9 protein-coding genes and 2 pseudogenes are annotated in these 19,354 nt (G+C 65.3%); 7 read left to right on the top strand and 4 right to left on the bottom strand.

The window, feature by feature from the left end:
- Positions 1 to 48: 48 nt before the first annotated feature.
- The 4 genes and pseudogenes from K369_RS18515 to K369_RS18505 form a co-directional block, all read left to right on the top strand.
- Positions 49 to 2,256: pseudogene (locus tag K369_RS18515) on the top strand (copper-translocating P-type ATPase); the annotation flags it as partial.
- A 90-nt stretch (positions 2,257 to 2,346) separates the two neighbouring features.
- The gene (locus K369_RS28290; protein ID WP_371033328.1) at positions 2,347 to 2,904 is read left to right on the top strand and encodes an OmpA family protein; all 558 of its coding nucleotides are present in this window, start codon (positions 2,347 to 2,349) and stop codon (positions 2,902 to 2,904) included.
- 470 nt (positions 2,905 to 3,374) lie between these two features.
- Positions 3,375 to 4,751 carry a 3' terminal RNA ribose 2'-O-methyltransferase Hen1 gene (locus tag K369_RS18510; RefSeq protein WP_036293165.1) on the top strand — a complete coding sequence of 459 codons (1,377 nt, stop codon included), beginning with the start codon at positions 3,375 to 3,377 and terminating at the stop codon, positions 4,749 to 4,751.
- The gene (locus K369_RS18505; RefSeq protein ID WP_036293164.1) at positions 4,748 to 7,306 is read left to right on the top strand and encodes a polynucleotide kinase-phosphatase; all 2,559 of its coding nucleotides are present in this window, start codon (positions 4,748 to 4,750) and stop codon (positions 7,304 to 7,306) included. Before K369_RS18510 ends, K369_RS18505 begins: the two co-directional genes overlap by 4 nt.
- A gap of 165 nt (positions 7,307 to 7,471) precedes the next feature.
- Here the strand turns inward: K369_RS18505 and K369_RS18500 are convergent, their stop codons facing one another.
- A complete protein-coding gene (locus K369_RS18500; protein WP_036293162.1) occupies positions 7,472 to 11,290 on the bottom strand; it encodes a hypothetical protein in 3,819 nt (1,272 codons plus the stop codon).
- Positions 11,291 to 12,104: 814 nt separating this feature from the next.
- On the opposite strand from K369_RS18500, the pseudogene K369_RS26650 reads away from it, so the two are divergent.
- Positions 12,105 to 12,233 (top strand): annotated as a pseudogene (locus tag K369_RS26650) (group II intron reverse transcriptase/maturase); the annotation flags it as partial.
- A 36-nt stretch (positions 12,234 to 12,269) separates the two neighbouring features.
- Here K369_RS26650 and K369_RS18495 read toward each other — a convergent pair.
- The 3 genes from K369_RS18495 to K369_RS18485 are packed head-to-tail and all read right to left on the bottom strand — an operon-like array spanning position 12,270 to position 14,981.
- Positions 12,270 to 13,172 carry an energy transducer TonB gene (locus K369_RS18495; protein ID WP_051949389.1) on the bottom strand — a complete coding sequence of 301 codons (903 nt, stop codon included), beginning with the start codon at positions 13,170 to 13,172 and terminating at the stop codon, positions 12,270 to 12,272.
- On the bottom strand, positions 13,172 to 13,975 hold the full coding sequence (locus tag K369_RS18490; protein ID WP_036293161.1) for an ABC transporter ATP-binding protein: 804 nt from the start codon (positions 13,973 to 13,975) through the stop codon (positions 13,172 to 13,174). The genes K369_RS18495 and K369_RS18490 overlap by 1 nt, the downstream gene beginning before the upstream one ends.
- Entirely contained in the window at positions 13,968 to 14,981 is a 1,014-nt protein-coding gene (locus K369_RS18485; RefSeq protein WP_036295779.1) for an iron ABC transporter permease, read from the bottom strand. Before K369_RS18485 ends, K369_RS18490 begins: the two co-directional genes overlap by 8 nt.
- 376 nt (positions 14,982 to 15,357) lie before the next feature.
- On the opposite strand from K369_RS18485, the gene K369_RS18480 reads away from it, so the two are divergent.
- On the top strand, positions 15,358 to 17,001 hold the full coding sequence (locus K369_RS18480; protein WP_245278239.1) for a nitrogenase component 1: 1,644 nt from the start codon (positions 15,358 to 15,360) through the stop codon (positions 16,999 to 17,001).
- A gap of 111 nt (positions 17,002 to 17,112) precedes the next feature.
- Positions 17,113 to 19,344, top strand: coding sequence for a TonB-dependent siderophore receptor (locus K369_RS18475; protein WP_051949387.1), 2,232 nt, complete (start codon positions 17,113 to 17,115; stop codon positions 19,342 to 19,344).
- Positions 19,345 to 19,354: the final 10 nt, after the last annotated feature.

Genomic DNA, 19,354 nt, shown 5'->3' with positions numbered 1-19,354 from the left:
CGTTCCGAATGCCGTGATCGGCGCCCATTGTCTCTGAAGGGTTCTCCAATGGCCCATGAGCACGCCCATCATCGCTCGCATGAGGAGCGTGTGTCCGCTCCGGCAGGAGCCACGCTAGACGAAAGCGCCGGGCGAAGCTCTCGCCCGGAGGCGATCTACACCTGCCCGATGCATCCGCAGATTCGGCAGCCGCAGCCCGGCAATTGCCCGATCTGCGGAATGACGCTCGAGCCCGTCGTCGCGAGCGCCGAGACCGGGCCGAGCCCGGAGCTCGTCGACATGACGCGGCGATTCTGGATCGGCCTCGCCCTCGCCGTTCCTGTCCTCGCTCTGGAGATGGGCGGACATTTTCTCGGCCTGCATCGATTGCTTTCACCGCAGCTCTCTAATTGGATTCAATTCGTTCTCGCGACACCCGTCGTTCTGTGGGCCGGCTGGCCGTTCTTCGAGCGGGCGGCGAGGTCCCTCGTGACGCGCGATCTAAACATGTTCACGCTCATCGCCATGGGCACGGGCGTGGCCTGGGCCTATAGCGTGCTCGCGACTTTTGTCCCGACCCTGTTCCCGCCGGCCTTCCGCAACGCCGACGGCTCGGTCCCAATCTATTTCGAGGCCGCCGCGGTCATCACTGTCCTCGTTCTGCTCGGCCAGGTGCTGGAGCTGCGCGCGCGGGAACAGACCGGCGGCGCGATTCGCGCTCTGCTCGATCTCGCGCCGAAATCCGCGCGGCGCATCGCGGCCAATGGCTCGGACGAGGACATTCCGCTCGAAAATGTCGCGGTCGGCGATCGACTTCGCGTGCGGCCCGGCGAAAAGATTCCCGTCGACGGCGCGCTGCTCGACGGCCGCAGCTCGGTCGACGAATCGCTCGTCACCGGCGAGTCGTTGCCGGTGACCAAGGCCGCCGGCGACCATGTCATCGGCGGCACGCTCAACCAGACCGGCGGCTTCGTCATGCGCGCCGACAAGGTCGGCCGCGACACGATGCTCGCGCGCATCGTCGAGATGGTCGCCGCGGCGCAGCGCAGCCGCGCTCCGATCCAACGGCTCGCCGATCAGGTCTCCGGCTGGTTCGTTCCGGCCGTCATCGCTGTCGCCGTCCTCGCGTTCATCGCCTGGGCGCTCTGGGGACCGGAGCCGCGCATGGCCTATGGCCTCGTCGCGGCGGTGTCCGTCCTCATCATCGCCTGCCCCTGCGCGCTCGGCCTCGCGACGCCGATGTCGATCATGGTCGGCGTCGGACGCGGCGCGCAGAGCGGCGTGCTCATCAAGAACGCCGAAGCTCTGGAGCGCTTCGAGAAGATCGACACGCTCGTCGTCGATAAGACTGGCACGCTGACGGAGGGTAAGCCACGGGTGACGGACATCCGACCGACAGCGGGGCTCGCCGAGAACGAGCTGCTGCGTCTGGCCGCGAGCCTCGAACGGGCGAGCGAGCATCCGCTGGCGCAGGCGATCGTGCAATCGGCGCTCGCGCGCGGGCTCGAGCTCTCCGAAGCGAAGGACTTCGATTCGCCGGTCGGCAAAGGCGTGACGGGGGTGGTCGACGATCGATCGCTCGTTATCGGCAATCGTCGTTTCCTGGATGAGATCGGCATCGACGTCGGCGCCGCCGACGCGGAGGCCGAGCAGCTCAGAGAAGACGGCGCCACGGCGATTTTCGTCGCCATGGACGGCGCCGTCGCCGGCGTGATCGGCATAGCCGATCCCGTCAAGGAGACGACGCCCGCCGCTCTGCAGGCGCTGCGGAAGGACGGCGTTCGCGTGGTCATGCTGACGGGCGACAATTGGACGACGGCGCGCGCTGTGGCGAAGCGGCTCGGCATAGACGAGGTCGAAGCCGAGATTCTTCCAGAAGACAAGAGCGAGGTGGTGAGCCGGCTGAGGACAGCCGGCCGCGTCGTCGCAATGGCGGGCGACGGCGTCAATGACGCGCCGGCGCTCGCCGCCGCCGATGTCGGCGTCGCCATGGGGACGGGAACCGACGTCGCGATCGAGAGCGCCGGCGTCACCTTGCTGAAGGGCGATCTGCGGGGCATCGTCCGCGGTCGGCGCCTCTCGGCCGCGACGATGCGCAACATTCGCGAGAATCTCTTCTTCGCCTTTTTCTACAACGCCGCCGGCGTGCCCGTCGCCGCCGGCGCGCTCTACCCGGCCTTCGGCCTGCTGTTGTCGCCGACGATCGCCGCCGCGGCCATGGCGCTGTCCTCGGTGAGCGTGATCGCCAACTCGCTACGGCTGCGCCGATCACGCATCGACGAGCCGGCCGCTACCGACGCCCTCCGCCGCCCGGCCGGCTCGAGACGCTCGATATTGGCGGGGGCGACGGCCACCGCGCTGGCGATCGTGGCCGCTCTGGCGTGGTGGCGCCCATGGCGGCCGGGCCTTCCCGTCGCCGAAACGCCGCCGCTTCCATCAGCGCAGTCCGAGGCAGCGCCGCCGGCCGGGGCCGTTCCGGTTCTCCCGACGGAGCGCTCAGCCGAAACGCAGAAAGCGGAAACGCGATCCAGTGTCACTGCGAGCGAAGGGGTGGAGTCGAAGTTGCGCGCATTCCTCGTCGGCGAGGCGCCTTCCGCGCGAGAACTCGTCTGGTTCGAGCTCGACGGCGTCGCTTTCGAGCCGCGTGGAGAGGGCCTGCGGCCTGCCGCGCAGGCGCAATTGCAGGCGGTCGCCGACATTCTGGCGGTCCATCCCCGCGTCAGAGCAACGGTTGCAGCTTATGGAGATACCAAGAAGCTGTCCAAGCGACGGGCGGAGGCGGTGGTAGCCGCATTGGCGCGCCTGGGTGTCGACGCCACTCGGCTCCGTGGACTGGCGCTCGCGTCGAAGCCCTCAGTCGTTACGGGATCGAGCGAAAATTCCGCGGCGGACAGCGGCTTGCTGCTCGGTGTGCGGCCGAAGTGACGCCTGCTCAGTTCACCGAGAAGGTCGCCGGCGAAAGTCGACGACAGCAGATAAGACGGTCGAGATTTTGAGGGTCAGCGCATGCCAATATCCGTCGTAACGACGAATTCGAGAGCGCCATTGATGGTAGCGCCTTCGTAGCAGCACGGCGTCGAGCCAGCAAATCACTAATTATATGAAACTAATCGAAAAACTATGTTCTTGGTAGCGGAGGAGGGACTCGCTACCAATAGACACGTAACTTGTTGATTCTACCGAAAAACCCTATCCGGCCACCGCGCCGTCCAATGGTGACACTGATACATCATGGTGGCGCCTGGATGCAAGATCGTGGACCATCGGCGTGTGGTTCAGGCGTCATCGACGTCGAGCGCCGCCCTGCGCTCGCCACTCCTGCCCAAGACAAGTCGAAGCTCGCCTGCTATAGGCTTCCGCGCCGAACACATTGCCGAGCAAGCTCGATATCCGTCATGTATTTGTCCATCGCCACCACGCATGCGCCGGCCACCGATCTCGGCTTTCTGCTGATGAAGCATCCCGATCGCGCTCATGACCTCGAGCTGTCCTTTGGACGCGGAACCGTGTTTTTCCCGCAGGCCGACGTGGAGCGCTGCGAGGCGGCGCTGGTCCTCGACCTCGATCCGGTCGCACTCGTGCGCGGCCGCGGCGGCGCCGAAGGGGTCGCGGATCAATATGTCAACGACCGTCCCTATGCGGCGTCGTCCTTCCTCTCGGTCGCGCTCAACAAGGCGTTCCGCACGGCGATGACCGGCGTCTCGCGCGAGCGGCCGGAGCTCGCGGCGACGGCGATCCCGCTCGAGATCGTCGTCGCGCCTCTCCCCGCGCCGCGCGACGGCGATTTGCTGGAGCGTCTCTTCGGGCCGCTCGGCTGGACCGTGGAGGCGCGCCGAATCGAGGGGGCGGACGGCCCCTCGCGCTATGTCGAGCTGCGGCTCGCGGGGACGCTGCGCCTCGCCGATGCGCTCGGTCATCTCTATGTGCTGATCCCGGCGATGGACGCCGATAAGCATTATTGGGTCGGCGACGACGAGGTGGAGAAGCTCGTCGCCAAAGGCGGCGCCTGGCTCGTCGGGCACTCCGAGCGCGAGACGATCGCGCGGCGCTTCTTGAAGAACCGCCGCAGCCTCGCGCGCGCCGCCCTCGCGCGTCTCGCGCCGGACACCGAGGCTGAGGAGGGTCTGGAGGACGAAAAGACGCCGCCGCGCGAGGAGGCGCTGGAGGCGCCGCTGCGTCTGCACGATCGGCGGCTCGACGCCGTCGTCGGCCTGTTGAAAGAGGCGGGCGCGCGCAGCGTCGCCGATCTCGGCTGCGGAGAAGGCCGGCTGCTGCAACGTCTCGTCAAGGAGCGAGGCTTCGAGCGGATCATCGGTCTCGACGCCTCCACCCGCGCGCTGGAGCGCGCCAGAGAGCGGCTGAAGCTCGATCGCGCCGGCGGTCCTTCCGTGGAGCGGTTGAGCCTGCTGCATGGCGCGCTCACCTATCGCGACGCGCGCTGGGCCGACGTCGACGCCGTCGCCCTCGTCGAGGTGATCGAGCATCTCGACGCCGATCGCCTGCCGACGCTGGTCGAGATCGTCTTCGGCGCAGCGCGTCCGAAGACCGTGATCGTGACGACGCCCAACGCCGAATATAACGCCCTGTTCGATGCTCTGCCGGCGGGCGCCTTCCGTCATCCCGACCATCGCTTCGAATGGACTCGCGCGCAATTTCGTGATTGGGCGCAGGCGAGCGCCGAGAGCCACGGCTATTCGGTCGCTCTTTCCGGCATAGGCGAGGAGCATCCAGAGCTCGGCCCCGTCACACAGGTCGCGGTGTTCTCGAGATGAATGCGCCTCTCCCGACCCTCCTCGACATTCCCGATTTCTGCCTCGTCGTGCTGATCGGCGCGACGGGCGCGGGCAAATCGAGCTTCGCGTCGCGCTGGTTCAAGCCGACGGAGGTGATCTCCTCGGATCATTGCCGCGGTCTCGTCTGCGACGACGAGACAGACCAATCCGCCTCGGCCGACGCTTTCGCGCTGGTTGCCGCCATTGCCGAGAAGCGGCTGAAGAACCGCCGCCTCGCGGTGATCGACGCGACCAATGTGCGCGCCGCGGATCGCAAATCCTGGGTCGAGCTCGCGCGCCGCTGGCATGCGCTGCCCGTGGCGATCGTCGTCGATCCGGGCCTCGATGTCTGCATCGAGCGGAACAAGACGCGGCCGGATCGCGATTTCGGCCCCGGCGTGCCGCAGCGCATGATTCAGGAGATTCATCGCGGCCTGCGCGGCCTCGCCAATGAGGGCTTTCGGCAGATTTGGAAGCTGTCCTCGGTCGCGGCGATCGAGGCCGCGGTCGTCGAGCGCCGCCCCATGTGGACCGACAAGCGCGACGATGTCGGCCCCTTCGATGTGATCGGCGACGTGCATGGCTGCCTCGACGAGTTGCGGCGGCTGCTCGAAGCGCTCGGCTATGTCGTCGAGGGCGATGGCGACGCCGTCTTGGCCCCGCATGGCCGCAAGCTGGTCTTCGTCGGCGATCTCGTCGATCGCGGTCCGGATGTTCCGGGCGTTCTGCGCCTCGCCATGGCTGCGCAGGAGGCCGGCGTCGCCTATGTCGTGCAGGGCAATCATGACCGCAAATTGTCGCGCTGGCTCGAAGGCCGAAAGGTCACGGTCGCCCATGGGCTTCAGGAGTCGATCGATCAGCTCGCCGAGGAGCCGGCCGAGTTCCGCGAGCGCGTGAAGACTTTCCTCGCGGATCTCCGCAGCCATTATTGGCTCGACGGCGGCAAGCTCGCCGTCGCCCATGCCGGGCTGAAGGAGGAGATGATCGGCCGCGGCTCGCCCGCGGTCCGCGAGTTCGCTCTGTTCGGCGAGACGACGGGCGAGACGGATGAGTTCGGCCTGCCGGTGCGGCTCGACTGGGCGGCGAATTATCGCGGCCGCTCGGCAATCGTCTATGGCCATACGCCGACGCCGGATGCGGAATGGGTCAACAACACCATTTGCGTCGATACGGGCTGCGTCTTCGGCGGCAAGCTCACAGCGCTGCTCTGGCCGGAGCGGGGACTGGTCGAGGTTCCGGCGGCGCGCGTCTATTGTGAGCCGGCGCGCCCGCTCGTCGCCGCGCCGGAGACCGCCTTGCAGGCCGAGGCGGATCGACTTCTCGATCATGCCGATGTGTCGGGACGGCGATGGATCGACACGACGCTGCTGCGGCGCATTCCCATCGCCGAGGAGAATGCGGCGGCGGCGCTCGAAGCAATGAGCCGTTTCGCCCTCGCGCCGCAATGGCTCGTCTATCTCCCGCCGACCATGTCGCCGGTGGAGACGAGCGCGCGCGACGGCTTTCTCGAGCGCCCGGAGGAGGCCTTCGCCTTTTTCCGCGAGCGCGGCCAAAGGGAGGTCGTGCTCGAGGAAAAGCACATGGGCTCGCGCGCCGTCGTCGCGCTCTGCCGCGACTCCGATGTCGCGCGGCGGCGCTTCGGCGTCCTCTCCGGCGAGAGCGGCCAGATATGGACGCGCTCCGGCCGCGCCTTCTTCGCCGACGGCGCCGAATGCGAGGCGCTTCTCGCACGGCTGCGCGCTGCCTGCGACAGCGCCCGCCTCTGGGAGACGCTCGCGACCGACTGGCTCCTGTTCGATGCGGAAATCATGCCCTGGTCCGCCAAGGCCTCGGCGCTGATCGAGCAGCAATATGCGCCGGTCGCCGCCGCGAGCCACGCCGGGCTCGCCCTCGCCCATGACGCCGCCGCGCGCGCCGCGGCTCGCGGCATTCCTGTCGAGGCGCTGCGCGATCGGCTCGCGATCCGCGCCGAGAAGGCAGCGCGCTATGGCGAGGCATGGAAGCCCTATGTCTGGCCGGTTCGCTCGCTCGACGATTTGCGCATCGCCCCGTTCCATCTGCTGGCGAGCGAGGGCGCCACGCATTTCGACAAGGACCATCTCTGGCACATGTCGATCGCCGAAACATTGGCGGCGACCGGCGCGCAGAATGTGGCGACGACTCGCTGGCGTCGCCTGGCCCTAGACGACACGGCGGCCTGCGAGGAGGCGACGCGCTGGTGGGAGGAGCTGACATCGGCGGGCGGCGAAGGCATGGTGGTGAAGCCGCGAGACTACATCGCGCGCGGCGCCAAGGGGCCGATCCAGCCGGCGCTGAAGGTGCGCGGCCCGGAATATTTGCGCATCATCTACGGCCCGGAATATGATCTGCCGGAACATCTCGAACGCCTGCGCCAACGCGGCCTCGGCGCCAAAAGGACCAACGCCCTGCGCGAATTCGCGCTCGGCCATGAAGCCCTGACGCGCTTTACCGCCGGCGCGCCCCTGCGCAAGACCCATGAATGCGTTTTCGCGATCCTCGCGCTGGAGAGCGAGCCGATCGATCCGAGGCTCTGAATTACAGGGTTTCCAACGCGGGGGGCTACTCTCATCTCGCTTTGGCTTATGGGTAATGTTGTCCAAGATGCGCCATTTCAAGCCATTCCTCGATCGGTGGATGAACGACCGCTCCTGCCGGGATCTGCCATACGTCTGCCAGTGAACGGCCGGGCAGCACGCGCACTAGCGACCGTATAAATTATCCTCCAGCGACCGGATGACGGCATCGAGCATGCTACTCGCCCAATCGCCCAGAACGCGGTCGTCGACCCATGCCGCCAATGGCGCTTTGAAGCTCGTGAGATGCGGGTTGAGCGAGCCACCCCAGGAGCTGGGATAGATGCGCAGGCGGAGAGCGTCCCGGAACCGCTTGGAGCCGCCGTACAATTTGGCGAGGCGCTGCAACGCCGAATGCCAGGCCCAGGTCTCGCCCTTTTGCTCAAGGATCGGGAAGAAGCTCAGCAGGAACCCGATCCGGGCATCCGGGTCGCCGGCCACCCAATCGAGCATGAGCTTGAGCGGTGTTTCAAACAGCGCGCCCGGGCCCGTGCGCGAGACGTCAAAGGCGAAGAGCTTGGTCGCCGAGGTGATCGAATTAAGGCGCTCGCGCTCGACGCGCGTCGCGATCTCATAAAAGCCAGCGAGCACCGGCCAGACTTCTTTCGGCGCGCCCTTGACGACAATCGCGAGCGCGCCGCGCAGGGCGTCCGAAGGACGGCCATGGCGCCCGCCCGTCGTCCGACAGGCATTCTCGATCTGAAGGGCAAAATTCCGGGCGAAGTCGTCATCGATGGCACCGGATGCGTTGAGCAGCCGTAGCAGACGGTCGTAGTTGTAATCGGCATTCGACGCGTTGCCCTCAGCGTCGTCAGCGATCGACGGCGACAGAATGGTGCGCTTCACCAGGTCGATGATCTCCGGCGTCAGCGCGTTACGATCATGCGTGACCATTGAGAGGATTTCGAGCGCAGCCCAGGCACCACCGTCATCTCCGCGCTCGATCAGCGCGGTGATCAATCTCCCGAGCGCGCCGGGCGAGACATCGTTGAGCCTTCTGCCATGAGAAATGACGACGGCCTGCCGGGGTATGACGTTGCCGTCGCGGACGTCATTGGCGAAGTCGTCTAGTCGCTCGTCCGTGACCCGGAGCGACATCACGATGTACATCGGGTTCGCCGCAAGTATTACGGATTTCCTTGCGATCGCGACGAGCTCATCGAGGTCGTCGGCTCGATCGGCAAGCCTGCGGTCGAGTGCCGAGAGGAGCGAGCTGACGAAATTCACGCCGGCACGGGTGCGGCTCGCATCGAGCGCCTCGACGGCCTGCTCGAAAGCACCGAGCGGATCTGGCAGCTCGACAGCCAGAGCGTGAGCGAAGGGGTGAGGGGCGTTCATCTCTTGGCTCGCCATAGTGCGGATGACGCGCGCGAGCTGGCCCGGATTGCGCGCGATTCCGGGTGCCAGAGACTGCGCGCGCCGGGCCGAATATTCGAAGTCCGGATTCGCCTGATCCTGCGCATAGCGCTTGTCGGGATCGTGGATGTCCGAGACCCAGAAGCGGCTGTAGAGCAGCGCCTGATCAACCGGGTCCGTAGGGAGTGTCGCGTCATAGAGGGCGCGAACCGCTCGCGAAAAATTGGTCGGTTTTTCAGGCCGATCGAAATAGAGCCATTCGCCAATGCTCTTCGTCGCGCCGAAATAGTGGTCCGAGGCCGCGACGACCTCGCGGACGAAGGCATCGATGGTCGGGAGAAGCTCGGGCATCAGCAGATTGCGCAGGTCACCGGCAACATTGTCCTCGATGGCGGGACGCAGCTCAGGATCCTTGCGCCAGACTTCGCGCAGCCGGTCGAGCGCCCAGTTGAAATAAGAATGGATCGTGCCGTTGTCGGCGGGCACCCATTCGGGGCGATAAGGTTCTGCACCGACCTGCTCGAACTCGTCGGAGCGCGAGATATAGGTCTGGATCATCGCGCCCAGCGCCTCGACGCCGGCCCGCCTGATCCGCGGATCGTCCTCCTCAAGCGCGTGCTCGAGCGCCTCTCGGCGACGGCGATCGTCGGCCTGCGTTCCAGCCAATGCGACCTGGAAAAGCTGCCGCAAAAGCTTGACGACCGGGGGCGCGCCCTCGGTGTCCGCGACAGCCGCAAGGCGCAAGATCATCTGCGCGGCCGGCCTGAAGCTGTCCCGACGGCCAGCGAGCAGGCGCAGGGTGTCGACCAGCCCATCAGCGTACCGGATCGCGGCCAGCTCGTCGAGCGGCATACGGCCGATGACGAGGAAAAGAGCGGTCGCCATCCGGTCGGGTTCGACCCGAGCGAAGGCGAGAAGATAGGGCGCGGCAACCGGATCGAGGATTTTGGCGTCGGCGAATGACTCACGCAGAAGGGCGTAGATGACCTCACTCAGCGTCCGCGACCGGGCGAGGAAGCGCCAGCGCGCGAGCATCGCATCGCGATGCTGCGGCAAGGCGCGGCCGAGAAAGTCGATGAGGGTGGAGGGACGTAGATAGTCGAGGCGCCGCAGCGCGAGAAAGTCCGCGATCGGCCGGGGCTGAGCATTCATCGCGCCGTAGTTCCGATCGACCAGATGCTGACCGGCGGCGATGACGAGACTCTCGTACATCAGCTCGCCCTTCATATGGACCAGCGTCTCGGCAATGTCGTCGAACTCTTTGGGATTTTCATCGGGCGAGAGCTTGTCGAACAGTGACAGGCACTCGAGTGCGCGCACGGTCTCACGCTCGGCGCCGGCCGCGTGGAGGATCTGCTGAGCGACATCGTCGACAGACTTTAGGATGCCCTTTTTTTCGTAGCTCTCACTCGCAAGCACGGCGATCCGAGGGAAACCATCGCAGAGGTCGGCGATATAATCGAGTTCGTCCGCCTTCGCCTTCGGCAGGCCGGCCTTGAGGATGCCTCTGATCGTCGCGCGGTCGGCCTTGGTCAGCCGGATCATCACGCAGTGATCGTCATGGTCGATGCCGTCGGGACCGATCGTGATGACGCGGAGCTGGCTATCCTCGGTGAGGGCAAGCGCGTTGAGCTTACGGGCTTCCCCGAGCGGACATCCGTCGACCACGAGGATCGCGCCGGATCCTTCCTTCACGATCTGATTGGCGACGTCCCAAAGCCTCGATCTGACCTCGCGATAATCGCAGAAGATGAAGTTGGCGGTGGTCAGCCCACCGAGCAGGCCCGTGCTGGTAATGAGGGCATGATAGAGGGCACGAGTCTTGCCGATACCCGACGCCCCCCAGATACGGGCAGATGAGCCGGCCTCGTCCAGCTCATCGGCGAGACGCGCGGCGAGCTGAGAGAAGTCGATCGCATCAGCGTCATATGGACCGAGCGAGAATTTACGGTCGGGGCTGTCGACGAATGCCGGCGTCGCGATATCGACGCGCTTGCCCCACTGCTCGAGGGTCGAGAAGCCAGCGAGGTCGATTGCGGCGTGCATCTGCTTGATCCAGACAGCGACAGCCGGATGGGCGCTCGCCCACGCTGCAAGCCTGTTGCCTTCATAGACATGGACCCCAGCGAGCTTGGTCGGGTCGCCGCCGGCAGTCGTTATGCCCTTTCGTATGGCGGCAACGCGATCAGCAGGCTTGGCGCCGACCAGCGGCTTGGCGGTGATGCCGATATAGGTTCCGCCGCGATCGAGCACACCTTTGAGCGCGTCGTTGAGCGCCTTCTCCTTGATCCTTTTTGTCTGAGTTTCCTTGGTCCAGACCTCCTTCTCCCATTGGGCGTTACCATAATCCTTCGCCTTGCACTGGAAGACGATGTCGCGGCTGGGAAAGTAATCGGTCGAGGACTCGCCACCCTTCCAAAAGACGGTGCCATCCTGGCCGCCGTCGGCGACCGTGATCTGAAGAGGCACTTCGACACTGCGCAGCGGAACGCCGGCTTTGCGGGCTTCGGCAAAGAGCAGGCGGCGCAACAGCTCGACGAGCTGGTCGCCGGTGAAGTCTTTGAGTTCGTCGGAGTGGACGGTGAACATCAGCCTTCCTAGCGCAAGCGCACCGTCGGCGAAACTAATGGTTAGCTCACCGACCGAAGGTGAGCCCTTGCGGCGCAAAGGGGCTGATCCCCCAGCTATTTGCAAAGCAAGAACAGGAAACGCGCCTGGGCGGCGTTCGGAGCTACCGGGCCGGATTCTAGCCAGCTTTGTTCATTTTGAAGTGCGGTGCCAGCGAAGACCGGAACGTCGACTCCTGCTGCGAGCGGTCATTCATCGACGACAGAGGGGATGGCAGCAAAGGGTCGTGTGTTACGAGCGCGCTGTCGCGAGTATCGGCGGCGCTCAACTATACGAGAGATGAAGGAGGGCCCTTCGAGTTCGGCAATCAGGTGCTGATCTCAAGCCACCGCAAGCAGCTTCGGTCAAGAGCCGTGGCTGTGAGCGTTGCGGAAACGCCGGGACATGATCCCGGCAGGCAAGGTCGAGAGAGGCGAGCGAAAGCAAACCGTCGATGAAGTGTCGAAAGCGGTTTAGGCGATGTCAAAACCGGGGGGTGACCCTTCCTCCGGGATAAGTTCGGGGGATACCTGATACGGCCCGAGCGGCATCCGGCATGTAGGCGGCGCGAAGCTCGACCAGGCTTTCGTATGGAACGTGAGAACCTGGGCTCCGTCACGCCGATGGCGTGAAGCGACAAGCCACAAGCGGCTCCAACCGCGAGGGCGAAAGTAGCTATGCGGAGCACAGGGACGGAGCAGCCCGTAGTAGTGATGAAGGTTCTGTAATGGGGCTGGAGCGAAGGGGCTGCGTTGTTCAGCCGAGGCCACGGGCCAACCGGCGACGGGAGGAGTCCGTGGACAAGGTAAAGCCGTTCGACATCCCCAAACGGGAAGTCTGGGAAGCCTTCAAGCGTGTGAAGGCCAACCAGGGAGCGGCTGGAGTCGATGGACAGTCGATTGCGGAGTTCGAGGCCAACCTTTCGGGCAAGCCGAGCGGTAGGTAGGCGATGTAGGGCCGATCACCTCGAGAGATCGAAGGAAATGACGACGCTTCCGCGGAAATATCCGCCGGGCGGCGGTGGCGGACGGGATACGGCCAGCATCTGATGCACGGCGGCGTCGATTGCGCCATTGCCCGAGGAACGCGTGATGCCGTGGCTGGTGACGGCGCCTGACGGTCCGATCGAAAAGACGACGCCGACCGAGCCGGTCGCGCCTCTCTCGCGGGCGCTCGGCGGATAATGCTTGTGGCGGTTGATCTCGGCCGAGACCAGCGCCGCATAGGCGGCGTTGGACATGCGCGGCGCGTCGCCGGCGCCCTCCCGCACGCCGGCGCGCACGGCGGCGGCGCCCGATTGCGCATGCGCCGCCTGTTGGCGGGCGCGCGCCTGCTCCAAGCGCGCGACGCGTTGCGCCGCCTGGCGCCGGGCCTCTTCCATCTTCTCCTTGCGCTTCTTCTCCTCCACGCGGCGCCAGTTCTTCTGCGCATTCTCGATCGGCGGCTGTTCCACCGCGTCCGACGCTTCTATCTGCGGCAAGGGCACGGACAAGAGGTCCGCCGTCTCGGCGGGCGCGCGCTCCTTCGGCTTGGCGACGTCCGGATCCTCGCGCAAAGTCGAATCGGGCGCGGCGGCGGGCGTGGGGTCGAGCGCGAAGGTCGGCGCGGCGTCCGGCGTCGGCGAGACGCTCGTCTCGGTCACCGTCTCGCCTTGCGGCACGAGCTCGACGCGCACATCCTCGAGCGGCGTCGGCTTGTCGACGACGAAAGCGATGAAGCCGATCAATATCGCCGCATGCGCGCCGAGGGCGACGCCGATCGCCAATGGCCGCAGCCAGGCCGGCAGAACCGTTTCCTCATGTGCGCGAGATCGCGCTGCGAGAGAAACCTCGCGTGGAGTCTCGTCCGTCATAGCGGCGCTCATCAATCTGCTCCGACGATCTCGTCGGAGCGAAGACGCGCCGTCTTGGCAGGCACGAGGATCGGCGCGATGGTCTCGATCTCGCGACCTTCGTGCTCGAAGGCGATGCGCTTCAGCGGCGCGCGATAGAGCGAGCAGAGATTGTCCTCGGTCAAAATCTCGCGCGCTCTGCCGCAGAGATAATCGGCTTGCCCGCGCATCAGCAGCGCCTCGTCGGCGACCGCCAACGCATGATGCGGATGATGCGTCGTCATCACGATCGTCAGCCCGTCGTCGCGCGCGAGGGCGGAGATGCGCTCGAGTACCAGCGACTGGTTCTCGAGGTCGAGCGCCGATGTCGGCTCGTCGAGAACGAGAATATCGGCTTCCGCGACTAGCGCGCGCGCGAAGATGACGAGCTGGCGCTGGCCGCCCGAGAGCTCGCCGAAGGGCCGCTCGGCGTAATCGGCCATGCCGAAGCGATCGAGCGCGGCGAGCGCCGCCGCCTCGTCGGCGCGCGAGGGCTGCGAGAACAGGCCGATCTTTCGGGCGCGCCCCATCAGCGCCATGTCGAGCGCGGTATAGTCGAAGGTGACCTCGAAGAGCTGCGGCACGAAGGCGATGCGCCCATTCACCGTAAGGGAGCCCTCGCAGGGCTTCAGCGCGCCGAAGAGGAGATGCAGCAGCGTCGTCTTGCCCCGGCCATTGGGGCCGAGCAGCGCGAAGACGCGGCCGCGTGCGACGCGCATGTCGCAATGGTGCAGCACCCATTGGTTCGGCCGATAGAAATAGCCGAGGTCGGTAAGGGCGATCGCCGGCTCACTCACGCATCCAGCCTTTCGATTGCGTCTTCCAGAAGAGGAAAGCGAAGACCGGCGTGCCGACCGCGCTGGTCAGTAGGCCGATCGGAATCTCCTGCTCGGTCGCGCTGCGCGCGATATCGTCCATGGCGAGGAGATAAATGCCGCCGAGACAAGCGGAGGTCGGCAAGAGGCGTGTATGCTCCGGCCCGACCAGCATGCGGGCGAGATGCGGCACGATGAGCCCGACCCAGCCGACGCCGCCCGAGACGGAGACCTGCGCGGCGACGAGCAGGGCCACGAGGCCCATCAGACCCCAGCGGAGCGCCTCGACATTGACGCCGAGCGCCGCGGCGTCGGTCTCGCCCAGCGAGAGCAGATTGATGCGCCAGCGCAAGGCGAGCAGCGCCGTGCCCGCAAAGAGCGTGACGCAGGCGACGATCGCCACTTTGTCGTAAGTGGCGCCGGCGAAGCTGCCGAGCAGCCAATAGACGATGGAGGGCAGCTTCACCAAAGGATCGGCGAGCGTCTGCAACAGGCCGACGAGCGAGCCGCAGAAGCCGCCGACGATGACGCCGGAGAGCACGAGAGCGAGCGTGCTGGCGCGTCCGGTGAGCCGAGCGAGCGCGAAAGCGGCGGCGAGCGCGCCGAGGCCGGAGCCGAAGGCGAGGCCGACAATGGCGAGCGGCGGCCAGGACAGCATTATGGCGGCGACGCCGCCGAGCGCGGCGCCGGACGAGACGCCGGCGATCTCTGGCCCGACGAGCGGATTGCGGAAGACGCCCTGCATCGCCGCGCCCGACATCGCGAGCCCCATGCCACATAGCGTGACAAGCAGAATGCGCGGCATGCGCACGATCTCGACGACGACCCAGGGGGCGTTCTCGTAATCGCCGACGGCGTTGATCGGGAAGGTGGTGAAGACGATGCGCGCGACATCCGCGAAAGGCACGGGATAGCGGCCCAGAGTCAGCGAGAAAAGCATCAGCAGAAAGAGCAGACCATAGAGCAGGATCGGCAGGCTCTCGACGATGGGCCCGTGAGTCGTCCCCGAATCGACGTCGGCTGCGAATGCCACTGCTCCACTCCTCGTTCACGCTATGTAGGAGAGATATATTGCATGAGTGCGCCATGGCGCAAAAGCCGATTCTTGCGGCGCCGATGGCATTTTCTTGCGTTCCGACCGATATTTGGCGTCCATGATGAGGGCGGAGCGGCGGCACGCTCGGCGTGTGGAAGGCCAGCTCGAAGGAGCGAAGCGCGCGCTCTTTCCTGATTTTGCGGCCGCTGCGCCGCGTCGAAAACCGGAAGATCGCTTGTCGGTTTTCAGACAAGTAATTATCTGTTTGCAAACAAATAAAAAAATGTTGACAGCGACGCTGGAGGCTACCGTTATATAGGAGCCATACATGACGAAGGTCGCCAATCCGGGCATGCGTTCGCTCAACCCACTCCTCCCAAAGAAACAGAAGGGTCTCGCGATCCGATGGCGTACCGGCCCGTCCGCGGGGATGGTCGGAATCACGCCGAAGCGATCGCCATCCGCGCCAACGCCCGAGAGCGCGACCGCCGCGGCCGATTACAAGAAGGATCCGCGCGGCCGCAAGCCCAAGAGCGAGCGGCCGGTCGAACCGCCGCGCGAGCGCATGTCGATGGATCGACTGCCCGAGCCGCCGACGCGGCCCCATGCCGACGCCGGGCTGCTGCGCTATTGCACGGGTTCTTTCATAGGGGAGAGCAATAGCGGCTGGGGCGCCAATCTCGATATGGCGCCACTCGTCCACGGCCCGGTCGGCTGCGGTGTCTTCTCGCAGGCGACGCGGTTCGTCGTGCCAGGATTCGTGCAAGGCGTCGATGGATTCGCGGCGCTGCACGCCTGCACCGATCTGCGCGCCGAGGATATGGACGACGACGGCGACGCGCGTCTCGCCCGCGCGCTCGACGAATTGAAGACGCTGTTTCCGCTGGCGCGTGGCGCGACCATACTGAACGAGGACCCGATCGCTCTGATGAACGCCAATGCGCGCGGCGTCGCCAAGATCAAGGCGCGCGCGCTCGACATGCAGATCATTCCGATCGCAAGCGAATCCGCGCGGATCAACTGCACTTATGTCGTCGACACCGCCGCGGCGCTGAAAGCCGCGCAGAGCCGCGAGAAGCAGGCGCGCTCGAGCGCGCGCGACGTCGCTCTGACCTTTTACCGCGACGCCGCCGGCCTCGTCTGGATCGTCGATCGGCTGCTGCGCGACATCGGCCTGCGGCCGATCCATGTGCTGACAGGCTCCTCCTCGAGCGATCTCGCCAAGGCGAGCGGCTGCAAGCTGGTCATCGGCTTTTCGCTCGGCCAGGAGCCGCCGCGCGACCTGCGCGCGGGTGGCTATGCGCAGCTTCTCCACACTTGGTTCGGCGCGCCGATTCAATGGACCTGCTTCGCGGGGCCTTCGGCGACGGACGCCGCGCTGCGCGCTGTCTCCGCGCATTTCGGCCCGCAGATTCAGGCGCGCGCCGAACGCGTGATCGCGAAAAATCGCGCCGCGACAGATGCTGTCGTCGCGCGCTATCGACCGCGGCTGCAGGGAAAGCTGCTGCTTCATTTCAAGCCCATGACGCAGGATCAGCTCGAGCCCTTCCGGCTGCTCGGCATGCGGATCGGCGATGTCACGGGATGGACGGGCAAGACCGGCGCCCGGCGCCAGCCGCGGCGCGTCTGCGACGGCGAGACGCCGAGCGCCGGCGCTGTCGAAGCCTATCTCGCCGAGGCGGCGCCTGATCTCGTTCTCGGGCTCGAGCGCGACGAATACGATTGGCGCAAGCGCGGCCTCCCCGCGCTGCCTTTATCGCCGCTCTTCGATCGCAAGGGCAATCACTATTGGGGATATGACGGATTCGCGCGATTGGCCGACGCGCTCGACCGCCATCTCGCCGCGCCCTGGCGTGGGCTGCTCCGCGCGCCCTGGATGGCGGAGACCACTCCGAGGCCCCCGTCCTCCGGCGCCGACGGCCGATCGCAATCGGCGGCGCGCAAGCGGCGCGACGCTTTCGAATTTTCATGAGCGACTAGCGCAATTCCACGCGCGACCAGACGGCGGCAACGGCGACTCGCGAGAGGCGCCGAACGGGGACGCGCGCGTCGCGACGCGCGCAGCAAAATGGGGAATGGGGATATGAACGCATTCGACCTGAAGGCCAAGATCGCTCGACGCCCGGCGATGACGACTCTCGCCTCCGGCGTCGCGCTGATCGTCGGCCTCGATCACGCCGCCGCGCAGGAGGCGACGCCGTTGCCGCCGATCACCATCACCTCCGATCGCGGCGAGCCCGCCGCGGAGGGGAGCGAAGCCGCAGGCTATAAGCCGAGCAAAGTGAGTAATCTCGGTCCGCTCGGCGCCAAGGCCATTCTCGACACGCCTTATTCGGTCAATGTTCTCTCCGCCGATCTCCTTGAAAATCTACAGGCATGGAAGCCGGACGACATCTTCAAGGTCAGCCCCGTCATTCAGCTGCGCACGACGACGGCCCGCGGCGCCTCGCCGAATTTTAAAATTCGCGGCTTCGCTTTCGCCAATAGCTCGGGACGCGCGGAAGACGGCTTGCGCACGCAAAATCTCGCGATCAACCCGCTCGAGGACAAGGAGCGGGTGGAGATCTACACCGGCCTCACCAGCTTTCTCTATGGCCCGAACAATGTCGGCGGGCTGATGAACTACGTCTACAAGCGACCGACGGATAAGCCGCTCGCCGATGTCACCATCGGCAACTACGGCGGCTTGTCGCCCTATCTGCATGGCGATTTCGGCGGGCCGATCGACAAGGATGGGCAATTCTCCTATCGGCTCAATATCGTCGGCCAGACCGGCGACGCGCCAGTCGACCAGCAGAGCGTGAAGCGCGACGTTCTCACCGCCGCTCTTGCGTGGCGCCCGGTTCAGGACATGTCCTTCACCTTCATCGCCTCGCATATGGATTTCGATGTGCGCGGCTCCGATCCATTCTGGAGCTTCGCGACCAATTCCGATGGCTCCAGCAAGGTGCGCCATCCGGGCGCGCCCCTCCCGACGAAATATTACGGTCAACCTCTCTCCGCCTTCGACACGCAGCGCGATCGCGTCGGTCTCGATTTCAAATGGAAGATCGACGACGTCTTCACCGCGCGCGCGGCCTATTCTTATAATATGAATATGACGCGCAATAATTTCTATACGAATAACTCCGTCTCCAATCTCAATCTCACTTACAGTCAGACCACCGCGCATAATTCCAACTCGCGCGAGTTCGGCAATTCCGGCTACGCTTTCGTCGACGCCGTCTTCGACACGGGCTTCATCCATCACAAGGTGACGGCTGGATTCTACGGCGACGATTATCGCTCCACGCGCGATCCGGAGAGCTTCAATTCCTGGACGATCAACGGCCTGCCCTATGCGACGCCGCTCTATTTCGCCGCGCCCGGCTGGTATTCGTCGACCGTCGGGCCGAACAGGACGTCGGGCTACAATAATGAGAAGAACGTCATTCTCGGCGACGAGATCAAATTCGACGAGCATTGGTCGCTGCTCGTCGGCGGCAATTACACCTGGGTGCACGGCACGAATTTCAATGTCACGACCGGCGCCGTGACCTCCGCCTATGACCAGAGCCGGCTCTCGCCGAGCGCATCCTTGATCTTCAAGCCGCTCGACTGGATCTCGACCTATGCGACCTATAGCGAATCGCTGCAGGGCGGCCAGGTCGTGCCGAGCAGCGGAACGCCGGTCTACACCAATGGCGGCCAGACGCTCTCGCCCTACGTCGGCCGTGAATATGAGATCGGCGCCAAGGCCGACGTCGATGGCCTGCTGCTCACCGCGGCCTTTTTCCAGATCGAGCAGGCGCTGCAATATGCGCGCTACAACGGCAACAGCACTTATACTTATGTGCAGGACGGCCGGCAGCGCAATCGCGGCGTCGAGCTCACCGTCACTGGCAATCTCTATGAAGGGTTGCGCATCTTCGGCGGCGTGACGCTGCTCGACCCGCGCGTCACGCAGAGCAATACGTCTGCGACGGCGCCCACCATCAACGGCAAAGTCCCGACCGACATTGCGCGCACCGAAGGAAAGGTCACATTGGAATATGATCTTCCTTTCCTGCCGGGCGTCACGCTGACGGGCGGCTATTATTTTACCGGCCAGCAGGCGGTCGATCGCCTCAACACGGAATATCTGCCCTCCTTCGCCACGCAGGATGTCGGCTTCCGCTATCGCACCTCCGAATTCTTTGGTCGGAAATTGCCGCTCGGACAGGAGCTCGTGCTGCGTTTCAATGTCTCCAATGTGGCGAACAAGGACTATTGGATCGCCTCCAATTATGTCGGCTCGCCGCGCACCTTCGCCGTGTCGGCGCAGCTCAAATTCTGACGCGGGAAAG

This window comes from Methylosinus sp. PW1, assembly GCF_000745215.1.
Lineage (GTDB): Bacteria > Pseudomonadota > Alphaproteobacteria > Rhizobiales > Beijerinckiaceae > Methylosinus.
The sequence above is the reverse complement of the archived record's forward strand: the minus strand, read 5'-3'. Positions and strand labels throughout refer to the sequence as shown.